This window comes from Desulfovibrio sp. (genome assembly GCF_019424165.1).
GTDB lineage: Bacteria > Desulfobacterota > Desulfovibrionia > Desulfovibrionales > Desulfovibrionaceae > Desulfovibrio.
Genome location: NZ_JAHZAA010000004.1, coordinates 97,266 through 111,050 on the forward strand (window position 1 = coordinate 97,266; position 13,785 = coordinate 111,050).

Annotated in this window: 15 protein-coding genes and 1 tRNA gene; 3 read left to right on the forward strand and 13 right to left on the reverse strand. The window is 54.6% G+C overall.

Features of this window, described 5'->3' with window-relative positions:
- Positions 1–35 precede the first annotated feature (35 nt).
- From QZ377_RS03260 to QZ377_RS03290, 7 genes are all read right to left on the reverse strand, one after another.
- Complete coding sequence (locus QZ377_RS03260; protein WP_291439491.1) at positions 36–482, reverse strand: translation initiation factor IF-2; 447 nt, start codon at positions 480–482, stop codon at positions 36–38.
- A 10-nt stretch (positions 483–492) separates the two neighbouring features.
- Positions 493–1,530, reverse strand: a complete 1,038-nt coding sequence (pheS, locus tag QZ377_RS03265) for a phenylalanine--tRNA ligase subunit alpha (RefSeq protein ID WP_291439493.1) — start codon at positions 1,528–1,530, stop codon at positions 493–495.
- A gap of 200 nt (positions 1,531–1,730) precedes the next feature.
- Entirely contained in the window at positions 1,731–2,087 is a 357-nt protein-coding gene (gene rplT, locus QZ377_RS03270; protein ID WP_012624127.1) for a 50S ribosomal protein L20, read from the reverse strand.
- Between the two features lie 297 nt (positions 2,088–2,384).
- Positions 2,385–2,582, reverse strand: a complete 198-nt coding sequence (rpmI, locus tag QZ377_RS03275) for a 50S ribosomal protein L35 (RefSeq protein ID WP_291439496.1) — start codon at positions 2,580–2,582, stop codon at positions 2,385–2,387.
- A 260-nt stretch (positions 2,583–2,842) separates the two neighbouring features.
- The gene (gene infC / locus QZ377_RS03280) at positions 2,843–3,373 is read right to left on the reverse strand and encodes a translation initiation factor IF-3 (protein WP_291439497.1); all 531 of its coding nucleotides are present in this window, start codon (positions 3,371–3,373) and stop codon (positions 2,843–2,845) included.
- 1 nt (position 3,374) lies between these two features.
- On the reverse strand, positions 3,375–5,318 hold the full coding sequence (thrS, locus tag QZ377_RS03285; RefSeq protein WP_291439498.1) for a threonine--tRNA ligase: 1,944 nt from the start codon (positions 5,316–5,318) through the stop codon (positions 3,375–3,377).
- A gap of 179 nt (positions 5,319–5,497) precedes the next feature.
- Positions 5,498–5,574, reverse strand: a tRNA-Val gene (locus tag QZ377_RS03290).
- Between the two features lie 567 nt (positions 5,575–6,141).
- Here QZ377_RS03290 and QZ377_RS03295 point away from each other — a divergent pair.
- From QZ377_RS03295 to QZ377_RS03305, 3 genes are all read left to right on the forward strand, one after another.
- Positions 6,142–6,609 (forward strand): MOSC domain-containing protein, encoded by a 468-nt coding sequence (locus tag QZ377_RS03295; protein ID WP_291439499.1) that lies wholly within the window; start codon positions 6,142–6,144, stop codon positions 6,607–6,609.
- Between the two features lie 598 nt (positions 6,610–7,207).
- Positions 7,208–7,474, forward strand: a complete 267-nt coding sequence (locus QZ377_RS03300; RefSeq protein ID WP_291439501.1) for an RNA-binding protein — start codon at positions 7,208–7,210, stop codon at positions 7,472–7,474.
- A gap of 1,182 nt (positions 7,475–8,656) precedes the next feature.
- Positions 8,657–9,481, forward strand: coding sequence for a BRO family protein (locus tag QZ377_RS03305; RefSeq protein WP_291439503.1), 825 nt, complete (start codon positions 8,657–8,659; stop codon positions 9,479–9,481).
- A 220-nt stretch (positions 9,482–9,701) separates the two neighbouring features.
- Here the strand turns inward: QZ377_RS03305 and QZ377_RS03310 are convergent, their stop codons facing one another.
- The 6 genes from QZ377_RS03310 to QZ377_RS03335 all read right to left on the reverse strand — a co-directional run.
- Positions 9,702–9,941 (reverse strand): hypothetical protein, encoded by a 240-nt coding sequence (locus QZ377_RS03310; protein WP_291439505.1) that lies wholly within the window; start codon positions 9,939–9,941, stop codon positions 9,702–9,704.
- Positions 9,934–10,191 (reverse strand): hypothetical protein, encoded by a 258-nt coding sequence (locus tag QZ377_RS03315; RefSeq protein ID WP_291439507.1) that lies wholly within the window; start codon positions 10,189–10,191, stop codon positions 9,934–9,936. The genes QZ377_RS03310 and QZ377_RS03315 overlap by 8 nt, the downstream gene beginning before the upstream one ends.
- Positions 10,184–10,642, reverse strand: coding sequence for a hypothetical protein (locus tag QZ377_RS03320; protein WP_291439508.1), 459 nt, complete (start codon positions 10,640–10,642; stop codon positions 10,184–10,186). Before QZ377_RS03320 ends, QZ377_RS03315 begins: the two co-directional genes overlap by 8 nt.
- A 75-nt stretch (positions 10,643–10,717) precedes the next feature.
- Positions 10,718–10,921: a helix-turn-helix domain-containing protein gene (locus QZ377_RS03325; RefSeq protein WP_291439509.1), complete on the reverse strand. Its 204-nt coding sequence runs from the start codon at positions 10,919–10,921 to the stop codon at positions 10,718–10,720.
- Between the two features lie 1,023 nt (positions 10,922–11,944).
- Complete coding sequence (locus QZ377_RS03330; protein ID WP_291439510.1) at positions 11,945–12,619, reverse strand: hypothetical protein; 675 nt, start codon at positions 12,617–12,619, stop codon at positions 11,945–11,947.
- A 54-nt stretch (positions 12,620–12,673) separates the two neighbouring features.
- Positions 12,674–13,785 (reverse strand): tyrosine-type recombinase/integrase (locus QZ377_RS03335; RefSeq protein WP_291439511.1); only part of this gene is annotated, 1,112 nt, incomplete at its 5' end.

The following is a 13,785-nucleotide window of genomic DNA, read 5'->3' on the forward strand; positions in this document are numbered from 1 at the left end:
GGCCGCGAATGGACGCAGCCCACGCGCCGCAGGCCTCAGTTGAAATTCCAGGCCGGAGTCTCGTCAACCTTTTCGGGGTCCGGCAGGGGGCGGTCGTGCTCCTGCGCGGGCCTGTGGCCGTAAGCCCCCGCCCGCGGCCGCCGCTTGGGCGATTTCTCTTCCGGCTGCGACTCGGTGACGGTATTGCCGTAGGCATCGGTATATCCCATGCCACCCTCGGCAGTACGGCTCATGTCCTTGCCGGGCAGGCCTTCAATGGGTTTCGGGCCGCCGGGAGGCTCCAGGCCGGAATTACGCGGGCTGAAGGCCGATTTTGCCAGGGCTGCGCCGCCGGTCTTTGTGCCGGTCAGAAAACTGCCGTCCGTCAAGGGCCAGAACGCGGGAACCAGCAGCAGGGCTGCCGCCGCAGCGCAGGCAAGCGCGTGACGCAGCATGCCGTAGGCGACGCGAGGGTGGCAGGGGCGGCTGGCGGAACGCAACACGGCTTTGGCCTCAGCGGGCGAACTGGCCCAGAAAGCGCACATCGTTTTCAAAGAACATGCGCAGGTCGCCAATGCCGTATTTGAGCATGGTCACGCGTTCCACACCCATACCGAAGGCAAAGCCGCTGACATCGGCATCATAACCCACGGCTTCAAACACTGCCGGGTCCACCATGCCGCAGCCGAGAATTTCAACCCAACCCGTGGTTTTGCACACGCGGCAGGGGCTGTCGTTAATGTGGCCCTGGCCGCCGCACATGCAGCAGCTCATGTCCACCTCGGCAGAAGGCTCGGTAAAGGGAAAAAAGCTCGGCCGGAAGCGTACCCGGGTATCGCTGCCGAAAATGGCGCGGACAAAAGCTGTGAGCGTGCCGCGCAGGTGGGCCATGTTGATGCCCTGACCAACCATCAGTCCCTCGATCTGGTGAAACATGGGGGTGTGGGTAAGGTCGCTGTCGCGGCGGTAGACCTTGCCGGGAACCACAACGGCAAGCGGGGGCTTGCGGCGCAGCATGGTGCGGGCCTGCACGGGCGAGGTGTGGGTGCGCATGAGCACCTTGTCGGTGATATAGAGCGTGTCCTGCATGTCACGGGCAGGGTGCTCGGGCGGCATGTTGAGGGCTTCAAAGTTGTAGTAGTCCAGCTCCACTTCGGGGCCGGAGGCGACATCAAAACCGAGTCCCTGAAAAACGCCGCAAATTTCTTCCATCACCAGAGTGGTGGGGTGCAGGGTGCCGCTCCACGGCGCGCGGCCGGGGACGGAGGGGTCGAAGCGCTTAAGGGCTTCGGCTTCACGCCCGGCCTCCAGCGCGGCCTTGCGGGATTCAAACAGCGCATTGCAGCGTTCCTTGACGCTGTTGGCTGTTTGCCCCACGGCGGGGCGCTGCTCCGGGGCGAGCGAGGGAAGGCGGCTCATGATCTGGGCAATTCTGCCCTTGCGGCCCAGAAAATCCACCCGCAGGGCTTCAAGCCCTTCCAATGAAGAAGCCTGATCCAGACCTTTTTCAAGTTCAGGGACCAGGCCTTCCAGTGCAGAAATCAGATCCATACGGATTCCCGATGCCGCCTGCGCGGCGCTGACGTTGAATTTTGTGTGGCTCAAAAACAGGGCGTGGGCAGCACATGTGCACCGCCCACGCCCTTATAGCACGTATGGCCCTGCTCCCGCAAGCCAGCCCGCCGCACGTTGATGTGCGGGCCAGCGCGGCCTGGAGGCCAGCTCCGGCGCGGGGAGCGCCAGCCCGTGGCTTATTTGCCCAGGGCAGCCTTGGCCATATCGACGATCTTGGCGAAGTCGTCTTTTTTGTACACGGCCAGATCGGCAAGAACCTTGCGGTTCAGCTCAATACCGGCAAGCTTGAGGCCGTGCATGAAGCGGCTGTAAGAAAGACCGCTCAGACGGGCGCCAGCGTTGATGCGCAGGATCCACAGGGTGCGGAAGTCGCGCTTGCGCAGCTTGCGGCCCACATAGGCGTACTGCAGCGAACGCTCGACAGCCTCGCGGGCGGTGCGGTACAGACGGCTGCGGCCGCCGCGAAAACCTTTGGCGGCGGTCAAATATTTCTTGTGGCGACGATGACCGGAAAGACCTCTCTTGACACGCATGGTGTAACCTCCTTCTCCCAACCAGGCGGAGGAAAGCCCGTCGGGGGGTGTAAAGTATCATGAGCCCTCGCAGAGGGGGGCGGATTGAACATCGGTTACGGCTCCGCACACGCCGCGACGCTTGCGCGTCTTGAATTTTTTTAAGCCGACGGCCAGGGCCGCTGCTGTTTCCACGAATGCTTGTCCGGAGCAATGCAGCAGTAAAAAGCTGTATGCCCGCGCGGATAGTTAAAAACGCACCGCAAAAGGTTCAGATAGAGAACCTGATTGCCGGACAGGCAGGCCGGGGCAAAAGCCCTAGCCGTTGGGCAGCATGCGGCGCACGGCCTTTTCGTTTGCTTGGTCCACAGTGGTGGACTGACCCAGGCGCATTTTGCGGCTGGCGGCCTTTTTGGTAAGAATGTGGCGCAGGTTCTGGCGACGACGCTTGAACTTGCCGCTGCCGGTCTGCGAAAAACGCTTGGCGGCGGAACGCCGGGTTTTGATCTTGGGCATGGCGTACTCCTTACGAAAACATATACCCGGCAGGTCTGTAGACGCGCCAGGGGAAGGGCATAATGCCCCAAAGCGCCATAAGGCGCAAGAGCTGGAACAACTTCAATGTAAAATTGTTCCCGCGGATATGTGGGCAGGCGTTTTTTACGGGCCGCAGACAGGCATATTCGCCCTGCCGGCGCCGGATTAACCGCTTTCAGACCTTGAGAATGCACACTCTCAAGGGCCGCTGCTCCAATGTTTTTTGCCGTGTGAGGCCGCTACTTTTTGGGTATCAGCATCATCTGCAGGGTGCGGCCTTCGGCGCGGGGTTCTTGATCAACCTTGGCAATATCGGCCAGGTCTTGCACCACACGCTCCAGGATGGCTACGCCGCGATCTTTATGGACGATTTCACGACCTCTGAAAAATACGGTGATTTTACAGCGGTCGCCTTCTTCCAGAAAGCGGCGGATGTGGCGGACCTTGGTTTCATAATCATGGTCATCCGTTTTGGGACGAACCTTGATTTCCTTGATCTGCACCACAGCCTGGCGTTTTTTGGCTTCCTGCTTTTTTTTCTGCTGCTCGTATTTGAACTTGCCGTAATCCATTATGCGGCAAACGGGCGGCTCGGAGTTGGAAGAAACTTCCACCAGGTCCATGCCCGCTTCTTTGGCCATCAAAATGGCTTCGTTACGTTGCAAAATACCAAGCTGCTCGCCATCGGCGGCGATCACGCGCACTTCACGGGCGCGGATCATTTCGTTGCGACGTACGCTGTCTTGCGGCATGTCGCGGCGGAATCTCATGTTAGGCGAAGCTATAGCGCATCCCTCCTTGTTTGAAAGGCTCTTCGGCGTCCGTGCGTATGAGTGCGGCGATTTCCGCTACGGACTTGAGCCCCAGGTTGTCTCCATTGCGCAGGCGCACATTGGCACCGCCCGCCTGCACTTCTTTTTCTCCCACAACAAGAATGTACGGAACTTTTGCCAATTGGGCCTCACGCACCTTGAAACCCAGCTTTTCATTGCGCGTATCGGCCTGGGCGCGGATGCCCAAAGCCTTGAACTCTTCAAGCATGCTGCTGACGGCCTCGTCCCCGGCTTCGGTCACTGTAAGCAGGCGGGCCTGCTCCGGCGCGAGCCAGGTGGGCAGCGCCCCGGCGAAGTTTTCCACAAGAATGCCGATGAAGCGCTCAAGCGAACCCATGATGGCGCGGTGCACCATGACAGGGCGGTGGCGTTCGCCGTCCTGCCCCACATAGGTGAGATCAAAACGCTCGGGCAGGGTAAAGTCCACCTGAATGGTGGAACACTGCCATTCGCGGCCGATGCAGTCCAGCAGGCGCACATCGATCTTGGGACCGTAAAAAGCGCCGTCGCCCTCATTGATGGTGTAGGGCAGGCCGGCTTTTTCCACTGCCTGCACAAGGGCGCTGGTGGCCATTTCCCACGCTTCGTCCGTGCCGATGCTGCTTTCGGGCCTGGTGGACACTGCCACCTTGTATTCAAAGCCGAAGAGATGCATAAGGTCGCGGATAAGATGGATGACCTCAAGTATCTCGCCTTCAAGCTGTTCCGGTGCGCAGATGATGTGGGCATCATCCTGGGTAAACTGGCGCACACGCAAAAGGCCGTGGAGCACACCGCTTTTTTCGTGGCGGTGTACCACGCCAAGTTCAAAGTAGCGCTGCGGCAGGTCGCGGTAGCTATGCAGCTCGTTACCGTAAATAAGCATGTGCGAGATGCAGTTCATCGGCTTGACGCCGTAGGCGTCTTCCTCGATCTGCGTAAAGTACATGTTTTCGCGGTAATGGTCATAATGACCGGACTTCTGCCATGTTTCAACGCGCAGAAGCTGCGGCCCCTGCACAATATCATACCCGCGCTTGAGGTGCTCTTTGCGCCAGAAATCCTCCAGAATGGTGCGCACAAGCATGCCTTTGGGCAGCCAGAACACCATGCCCGGAGCAACCTCTTCCTTGAAGGTGAAGAGCGAAAGTTCGCGGCCCAGTTTGCGGTGGTCGCGGCGTTTGGCTTCTTCCATCTGCTTCAGGTATGCGGCAAGAGCTTTCTCGTCCGCAAAGGCCGTGCCGTAAATACGGGACAGCATACGGTTTTTTTCGTCGCCGCGCCAGTAGGCCCCGGCAACGCTCATGAGCTTGGAGGCTTTGGCAAAGCCCGTGTGCGGCACGTGCGGGCCGCGGCACAGGTCAGCAAAGCCGCTGCAGGTATAGACCGACACCGTATCTGCGTCGATGCCTTCAATGATTTCAACTTTATAGTTTTCGCCCATAGCCTTGAAGCGCTCGATGGCTTCGGCCCTGGAAAGCACTTCGCGGGTAAAGGGCTCGCGCGCATTGGCAATGCGCTGCATTTCCGCTTCAATGGCAGAAAAATCTTCGCTGGAAAAGGGCTTTTCCACGTCAAAGTCGTAGTAAAAGCCGGATTCGATGGAAGGCCCGATGGTAACGCGGGTTTTTGGGAAAAGCTGCTTCACTGCCGCCGCCATAACGTGGGCGGTGGAGTGGCGGAGTATTTGCAGGCCCTCGGGTGAGTCGGCATACACAGGCTCGATGCCGGTGCAACCGGCGGGAACCGGAGAGGAAAGGTCAAGCAGTTCTTCCGCGCTGTCAAGGGCGCGGGCGGCCACAACGGCCTTGAACTTTTTGCCGCTCAAGGCTTTCTGGAGTACGGCGGCCACGCTGTCGCCAGCCTGCCCCTCTACCATTTGCCCTTCCACACGGACTTCCATGACAATCTCCTTGCGTCGCCGGAGGCGCTGCCCGGCCAGACAAAAAAGCCAAAACAAAATGGGGAGGTAAACCTCCCCACTGCGCCGATACCGGTCATTCGGCCGCCTTGCAGCAGCCTGTGCTATGGGCGGGGCCAAGGCCTTCCGCCGTTAAGGGGAACCATCCCCGAAGTTTCTTTTGGTAGGAACGAGCAGACTTGAACTGCTGACCCCTTCCGTGTCAAGGAAGTGCTCTAGCCACCTGAGCTACGCTCCTACATGAGGCAAGGGGTTATATAGCTACTCATGCATGCTCCGTCAAGAATTTTTTATGCCTTCCTGCATTTTATTTGATTTGCTTACGAATTCCACTTTTTTCAATGAAGGGGATGACCATCTGTTTTTGTGTTTTATATAAGGAAGGATGCACCGGAAAGGCTGGTGGGGCAGGGGGGCCGGACGTGTTTTTGGTGGGGCCGCAATCCGGGCCGCAATCCGGTGCCGCGTCATGTCCCTTTGCAACGTACAGCGCGCGATGCGTTGCGGTCGATATCCGAATCTGACCATGCCGCCAGCGTGTGTGCCGGAAGGAATGACAAGGATGTGGATATGCCGGAGCTTCCGGCAATACATGATGCTTTTTCAGAGTGTTTCGGGCAGGGGTATTGCCGGGGCACAGAGGAATGGATACGTTGATCGGTAAAGGCGCTGCAGGACGTGGAGCCGCGATTGCGGGTAGCGGCGCGGCGGAATCGCGGGATTGCCGTGCTGCCGGCGCTGCCTTGGCGAGAGCTGATCCGTCACGCAGTACAACGAGTGCGTCTGCTAAACATAGGGAAATAATATGGGTATTATCAAGGCCATCTGTACCAGCCCCAAAAAAGGTACAGCCAAGAAAACTGCGTCTTCCGCCACGCTTGTGGTGGATCACGGCATTGAGGGCGACGCCCACGCCGGAAAATGGCACCGCCAGGTCAGCCTGCTCTCATGGCAGGCCATCGAAGCATTTAAGGCCAGGGGAGCCATTGTGACCCACGGGTGTTTTGGTGAAAACCTTGTTGTGGACGGCATTGACTTTGCGGCCCTGCCCGTGGGAACGCGGCTGTCCTGTAACGAGGTTCTTCTCGAGGTTTCGCAGATAGGCAAGGAGTGCCATAATCACTGTCAGATATACCACACCATGGGGGATTGCATCATGCCCCGGCAGGGCGTGTTTGCCAGGGTTTTGCAGGGCGGGATTGTGCGCCCCGGGGACGTTATGGAGGTGCTGCCTGCCGGGGTGATGGATTGCCAGGAGGGCGCGCCGTCGTAGTGTGTGGCATGCTTTGTCTACGTAGCCTTGCTGGGCGATGAGCGTTCAAGGCCAACAGTTGTTCAGGATTAAAAGACCCATTCAGGGCTTTGTGCAGAGGCATGTGGGCATAAATGATGGAATTATGATAATACTGGATAATGCTGGAGGTAATTTTTAATGCTGCGCCCCAGGATTCTTGTTGCAAAAAGAGTTATTATTTCAATGATGGTGGATATTTGCAGTATGGTTGAAGCGATAAGCGGGAAAATTTTGCTTTCTGACCAGTAGGCATGGTGCAACATGGTGTGCGTTGTAGTTCATAGCTGTTTCATTTTTTAATATCAGGTGATCGCAATACAATTATATAACTGTTGTGCAATAAATGATTTAAAAAATAAATGTAGATTGCTATCCATTTGTTAAGGTTGATAATAATTTAACAGGATTTAATTTTTCTTCAATAATAACAAATTTATTAAAATAATTATTGACAACGCACGGGCCTATCCGTATCTTTACGCATCACTGATTGGGTATCGTAAATTTTTCGCCAGAGACTTTACATGGGTAAGGCTTCAGCCGAAAGTCTACCTCCCGTAACCCCATGGAGTCTATTATGGCTACTTCTATCTATGTCGGCAATCTTTCCTGGTCTACCACGCAGGGCGACGTTGAATCCCTGTTCAGCGCTTATGGTCAGGTGCTTTCCGTTAACCTGATTTCAGATCGCGAAACCGGCCGTGCTCGCGGCTTTGGTTTTGTTGAAATGGAAGACGACGACGCCACCAACGCGATCTCTGCCCTTGACGGCAAAGAAGTTGACGGTCGCAGCCTGCGCGTGAACAAGGCCGAGCCCAAAAAGCCGGCCGCCCGTCGCTGGTAAGCCTAGCGCATATTGATGAAATAAAGCCCCTGGCACAAAGTGCTGGGGGCTTTGTTGTTTCCTTTTCTGCACTAGCGTCATCTGATCACGTTTCGAGCGTTGCACCGCACTGTCAGCTTTGCCCTGAAATGCTGGGTGGCCGGGCTGTGGTAGAAAAAAATGCGTGGACGCGAGGTCGTTTTCTACGTCAGCCTGGTTTGCTGTGATGAAGCTGGCAGGCACACATGTGCCTGTTCAATGGCTGTAGCTGCGGCCCTGGCCTCCTGTTTGTGGGCGCTTGGGTCAATGCCCTGCGCCAGCAGCTTCTTTTGGGCCGGATCCGTATCTATCTCTGGCGTCCTTCTGTCCTACGGTAGGGCAGGTATCCAGTGGTATGCGTTTCTCCTTGCCCTGGAAGCGATACTTACGCTCCCCCCCCCCGTGCTCCGGCTTGGGGCAACTTCAATATGGAATTCGTCGCTGTCAAGCAGCCTGGCAGCTTTGATGGCGGGCTTTGTTCCCGAATTGCGGTGTCGGTAAGAGGCATGGGGGCAACTCCATCTGTGGGTGCAACTGTTAATCGTAATTTGTCCCCCCAAGTTGCCCCCAATGCCATGAGATGCCGACGGCGCCCTTGAGCCTGCAAGGCTTGTCCGTTCGGAAAGCATTAAGCCCCACAAGGCATTTAAGACGGAGCGGGACTTGAATATATTAAATAACATAATTGAATTTATAAATATTTATAAAAACAAATTTGGAGTTGCCCCCAAAGTTGCCCCCTTTTTTATTCGGTGCGGCACTGGCGGAGGTATCACCTAAACAGGGCTGACAGAAAACCCCCTGATCATTTTTGTAGTTTTTGGTGTATCCTGTAGGTAGCTCCGCATTCGACGCATGCCCAAGATTGGCCCAGAATCGCCCATTTTTACCAGGCCTACTAGGCCTATGCCGGCGCCATGTGTTGTAAACAATAATTTCAGACGGTTATATATGTAAGCATGTCCATAAACAGCCATTTAGACCCACTGTGGCGCACGGGTGCTTGTCGTGAGGGAGGTGGTAATATCAGTCAGTTTTGGCTAGGATTAGGCGCACAGTGCTCCTGACGGTTTTTTATGACTATCGGGTTGGTGCACAGCCCCGTTGATTGAGTGCTGAGTAAGTTAGCCACCCTACATAAGCATGTTCGGATACGAGGTATAAATGACGCCAAAAGAAGAAATCGCAGCTTTCGAAAGATGGCATGTACGTCGTCAGTTCGATGAAGAGACCGAGACTTGGTATTTCTCGGTGGTGGATATTGTCGGTGTGCTTACAGAGCAGCCAACATCGCGAGGGGCCGCATTGTATTGGGGCAAACTAAAAAGCCGTCTCAAGCAGGAAGGATCCGAACTGTTGACAGATTGTCAACAGTTGAAACTAACCGCTGAGGATGGCAAAAAAAGGCTCACAGACGTGGCCAATGTTGAAACCCTCCTCCGCCTTATTCAGTCAGTTCCAAGCCCCAAAGCAGAACCCATCAAGCTCTGGCTGGCTCGCGTTGGTTATGAGCGAATCAAGGAAACAGAAGACCCAGAGGCAGGGATTGCCCGCGCCCGTGCAGACTGGAAAAGGCAGGGGCGCTCTGATGATTGGATTAATCAGCGCATGCTTAGCATTCGAGTCCGTAATTCCCTCACTGATTTTTGGGACGAACACGGGATAAAAGAAGGCGCTGAGTTCGCCCGCCTCACGGGTATTACCCATAAGGAATGGACTGGATTGTCTGTGCGCCAGCACAAAGACCTGAAAGGGCTTAAATCGCAAAACCTTCGTGACCATATGAGCGATGCCGAGCTTGTTTTGACCATGCTGGCTGAAATTTCTACCAAGCAGATTGCCGAGAAAATGGAAGCTACCGGGTTTGATGAAAACGCCGAGGCAGCCAAAGATGGCGGTGGTGTGGCCAAGAAAGCCCGCGAAGAACTGGAAAGCAAGTCTGGAAAGTCCGCGCTGTCAGGAAGTAATTTTTTGTCGAAGAAGAAGTAATCCCCATATCCTGGGTGTCAGTTGTTTTTGGGGGGTAAGAGATTGGAAGTTTGGCCCCTTGGTGTAGCCCGGCAGGAAAAGACGCCGCCATGCGGTATAAGATCACAAAAATCCCGGCCCATGTACTGAGTCGGGATTTTCGTTTCAAGCCCTCAGGGGGCTGTTGTGCGCCGGCCTGTGGGGGGGCAGGCCCTTAAGTGCTATTCGTTCAGGTAGTTCATCAGGACCGATCAAATTCGCCAAGTTCACGCTGGCACTGCTCCACATACTCGCTCAAATTCTTTGCAGAGAAGGCAATCATGTTCAGTCCGGCATAAAGGGAATGCTCGGCGGTATCGTCGCCGGACTTTAAGCCGTGATCGAGGTAGGTTTCCCGTAATCCTTGCGCCATCAGTTCAATGGATTCGGACAGCATGATTGCATTGCCGTGGTCTTTGGTGGTCAGGGTGGAATTACTCATGGCTGACCTCCTTCCTCCTACTCGGTGCAAGCCCGATGGCGTCAATGGTGATCTGTTCGCAATGCCTGAGAATCCGGCCAAGGCCTTGACGCCCGCTGTCACTCATTTCGATTTCAACGTCCCGGCCATTGCTATGCTGGAAAAGGTCGCTGAGACAGGCAAGCACTTCATGGGCTTCCCACAAAAGATCATTAAGATCGGGCTGTGCTTCATCAAACTGGTATCCAGTGAGGGCGGGATGTTTACTCATGGCATTCACCGCCTTGGAGGGAGGCAGCGGCTTCGGGGTCACCACCAGCGGCCATAACGACCAAATGTACAAGATGGTCCGCGTGTCGCCGCATGGCGCAGGCATGCCAACCAAGGGCCTTCACCATGTCTTCAAATTCATCCAGAGAATGCTCAAAAATGTGTTTCCAGACACGTTCATTTTCCATCGGAGGAAGCGCCCGCACAAGCTTTTTCACCTCGCGTCTAAGGGCGTTGGCGCAGGCCTCCACGCTTTCGGTTGCCCGGCCCAAGTCTTCGCGCTCACTTTGATAAGGGGCCATGTATATATGGGCCATAGTGATTTTTTCCGGCCCGGGCGCGGGGGTCGGCTCAAGTTTTTCGGTCAGTTCGCCCAGCAAGGAAAGAAGCTGTTCGCGGGTGGTGTCGTCAGTGGTGTTGCCATTGCTGGCGGTGGTGGGTACAGTTTGCATAGCGCATGACCTCCTTGGTAGGTCTGGGTTAGGCCCGGTTTGGAGTGGACTAGACTCCTTGCCGGGCTGTTTTGGTTAATTCTTGCTTGTGGCCTTGCCTGAAAGAAATTCATCCAACGACTTGCGGGTAACACGCCATTGTCGCCCGACCTGAACCGCGCTCACCTTCCCGCTTTGCAGAAGGCTCAGGGCTGTATTGCGCCCAACGCGGAGGTACTCCATAACTTCCTCAAGGTTCATCGGCCTATTTGCCTTTTCCTCTTCTGTCAGGGGAGACATTTGTTCACCTCCGTTTTTTTCTTCTTGCCATTTTCGTTTAATTTATGCAAGTATTAATTTGAAAAATGCCATTTATAGTTTGTCCAAGTTTACATATTGCCTCTTATGAGACATGGCAAAATAAAATATTCAATGGTTCCTGCTGTTTCACAAAACGGCCTGCGCACATTTTTTTTGAGTGCTACTAAAATAAATAATCGTGCTATTTGATTTTGCGTGAAACAATTTGCCCACCAGATGACCACTGGTTGACCACCAATTGCATGCAAAAGCTACCAATTGGCTGCAATTGCTTGCATTTTGTCGGACATTAGTTGCCCATACTTCGTAACCAACATGAATCATTAAGACCACTTATTTTGAGAGGGTGTGTAACGGATGCACACCCTATGCTCAAGGTATGCCGATGGTATGCCACCAGCAGAGCCATGCTCACAGCGTCCAATCTCAGGTGATAAAAACCATCGCGCGACACTTACTGTGCGAACTTGGCTTTCGTGCGTCAGGCGGCGATTGTGGACCATGTCGCACTATCCACCCACCAATCACGGCAATAATGCAAAATCCTCCACGGGGGAACCCTTTGCGCGCGCGGGTTCCTGGCCTCTAGCTGCCCTCAAAATCTCCACGGGCTTTGCATGCGATCCACTCATCTGCCGGGCAGGGTATTGGAAACGCAATCGGAAAGCGCGTCATGGGTGGGGATGTCTGATCATGGGGGGGCTTGACAGGTTTTTCTACTTTCCTGCCATGACCAAAAAAGAAGCCCGGCATCAAGCCTCCCTGTAAAGGGGAGAGCCTGAGGCCGGGCCGTAAGAACGCTGTGCGGGTACAGGTGCCGGTTATGCTTTACGAACTATTTCTTCTCTGGACTCATGCAGCCGATACGCCCTTGCTGGGGCACCCTGAGACATGTGAATCGAAAGCCTGATTTCTCCGGTGTAAGCCTGTGTGGAATTTTCCGAAAGAATAGATTCTATCGTTTCCAATACTTCCCTTAATCGTGGGTGGGGGGTGCGCCCCCTAGTCACCACTTGCGGCATAATGGTACGCCCCCCTGCACTTGTCGCTGCAAAATGTTGCGCTCAATCTCTTTGCAATGAAATACTTGCCGCAATTTCGACAGCATTTTATTTTGGTAAGTGGGGCCTTTGGGTCAAGCACTAAGGGGTAAAGTATCCGGTAGCAAAGAGCTTTTTCTACTCCCCAATCCTCGCCATGTGCAGATGGAAGAGTTGGACAAAAGATCGGGCGCATGGGGTTGCTTGTGGCGGAAAACTCCGCCTCATGGTCTTCCCAATTTAAATGAGTGTTTAGAAACGTAGTATCAACATGCCCGGCAATGCACTTGTCCGCAAAGGTTCTAATTTTAATAACAAAATGTATTATATAGCTCCAGAATTCAACCTTAGTTTCATCGAGGAAAATCGGCTGGTGCTCAACTTCTTCCTCAGCAAAGGCTCTTCTGACCTCGTACGGTGCATTAGAATCTTGCCCAAAGATCGCCATTGCCTCTTCTCGCGTATAAATGATAAGCGGGTGTTCTTTTTTAAACAGGACACAATAGCAAATATTGGCCGCACGCAGAGCGTCCCTTATCCTAATATATTCTGTAATATCTTGGGCAAGGTCGTAAGCTTGCGGGGGAACGAGGTTTAGCAGTGCTATAAAATGCTCTAGGCGCTCTTGGTTCTTCACGTTAATGCCCTCCTGACAAGTCAAAGATAAACGGCATTAAAGGTGAAGTCAACGTTATTTTTTATTTATCGTAAACGTAGTCGTTTTTTCGTAGGGTTCAGCCTTTAACCCTTCCAGATAATCCGCCCATTCTTGCATCATGCGGCGGCGCTCCGGCAGGTACTCTGCATGGTTGTAAGCGGCTCTGATGGCGTTCTTCTCGCCGTGGGCAAGCTGGCGCTCAATCCAGTCCCGGTTATAGCCCTGCTCGTTGAGCAGAGTAGAGGCCATACTTCTGAATCCGTGGATTGTCATAACTCCCTTGGCATAGCCCATGCGGCGCAGCGCATTTAACAGGCCCACATCGGAAATATGGCGGCTGGCACTGTAAAGACTTGGAAATAAATAGCGTTCTGCACCCGTTAAAGAACGCAGATCACTCAACAGAGTGATTACCTGACGAGCCAGCGGGACGATGTGGGGACGCTTCATTTTCATCCGTTCTGCCGGGATAACCCACTCGGCGGCATCAAGGTCAATCTCGCTCCATTCTGCACCCCGCAGCTCTACAGAGCGCACGAAAACGAAAGGAAGGATTTTCAGGGCAAAGCAGATGGAAGGTTCTCCGGTATATGAGTCAATGGCCCGGAGTAAGTGCCCAATTTCATTCGGGTCAGTGATCGTGGCAAAGTGGGTGGTCTGTATCGGGGTAAGGGCTTCGGCCAGCCCCGCCGCCACATCATAGCGGGTATGGCCCACAATACGCGCATAGCGCGAGACCTGGCCGCAGAGTTGCGCCAGCCTGTGGGCGGTCACTATGGCCCCTCTTGATTCCGCATTCTGTATCGCTGTGAGGAAATCGGCAGGTTCCAGTGCAGAGAATGGCCTGTCGCCGATGAAGGGAAAAATTTGCTTCTCCAGCCGGGAGAGGATTTTTTCTTGGTGAACAGGCTTCCACGCGGCCTTCTTTTTGGAGTACCACTCACGGGCAACGGCTTCAAAAGTGGTGGCTTGTTCCTGTTCAATAGCTGTAGCTGCGGCCCTGGCTTCCTGCTTGTGGGCGCTTGGGGCAATGCCCCGCGCCAGCAGCTTCTTGGCCTGTTCGCGTCTCTCTCTGGCATCCTTCAGCCCCACGGTAGGGCAGGTATCCAGTGGTATGCGTTTCTCCTTGCCCTGGAAGCGATACT

Excerpts from the sequence above, each read along its gene's own strand:
- pheS (WP_291439493.1), bottom strand. The coding sequence starts at position 1,530 with ATGGATCTGATTTCTGCACTGGAAGGCCTGGTCCCTGAACTTGAAAAA.
- rplT (WP_012624127.1), bottom strand. The coding sequence starts at position 2,087 with ATGCGTGTCAAGAGAGGTCTTTCCGGTCATCGTCGCCACAAGAAATAT.
- rpmI (WP_291439496.1), bottom strand. The coding sequence starts at position 2,582 with ATGCCCAAGATCAAAACCCGGCGTTCCGCCGCCAAGCGTTTTTCGCAG.
- infC (WP_291439497.1), bottom strand. The coding sequence starts at position 3,373 with ATGAGATTCCGCCGCGACATGCCGCAAGACAGCGTACGTCGCAACGAA.
- thrS (WP_291439498.1), bottom strand. The coding sequence starts at position 5,318 with ATGGAAGTCCGTGTGGAAGGGCAAATGGTAGAGGGGCAGGCTGGCGAC.
- QZ377_RS03295 (WP_291439499.1), top strand. The coding sequence starts at position 6,142 with ATGGGTATTATCAAGGCCATCTGTACCAGCCCCAAAAAAGGTACAGCC.
- QZ377_RS03300 (WP_291439501.1), top strand. The coding sequence starts at position 7,208 with ATGGCTACTTCTATCTATGTCGGCAATCTTTCCTGGTCTACCACGCAG.
- QZ377_RS03305 (WP_291439503.1), top strand. The coding sequence starts at position 8,657 with ATGACGCCAAAAGAAGAAATCGCAGCTTTCGAAAGATGGCATGTACGT.
- QZ377_RS03310 (WP_291439505.1), bottom strand. The coding sequence starts at position 9,941 with ATGAGTAATTCCACCCTGACCACCAAAGACCACGGCAATGCAATCATG.
- QZ377_RS03315 (WP_291439507.1), bottom strand. The coding sequence starts at position 10,191 with ATGAGTAAACATCCCGCCCTCACTGGATACCAGTTTGATGAAGCACAG.
- QZ377_RS03320 (WP_291439508.1), bottom strand. The coding sequence starts at position 10,642 with ATGCAAACTGTACCCACCACCGCCAGCAATGGCAACACCACTGACGAC.
- QZ377_RS03325 (WP_291439509.1), bottom strand. The coding sequence starts at position 10,921 with ATGTCTCCCCTGACAGAAGAGGAAAAGGCAAATAGGCCGATGAACCTT.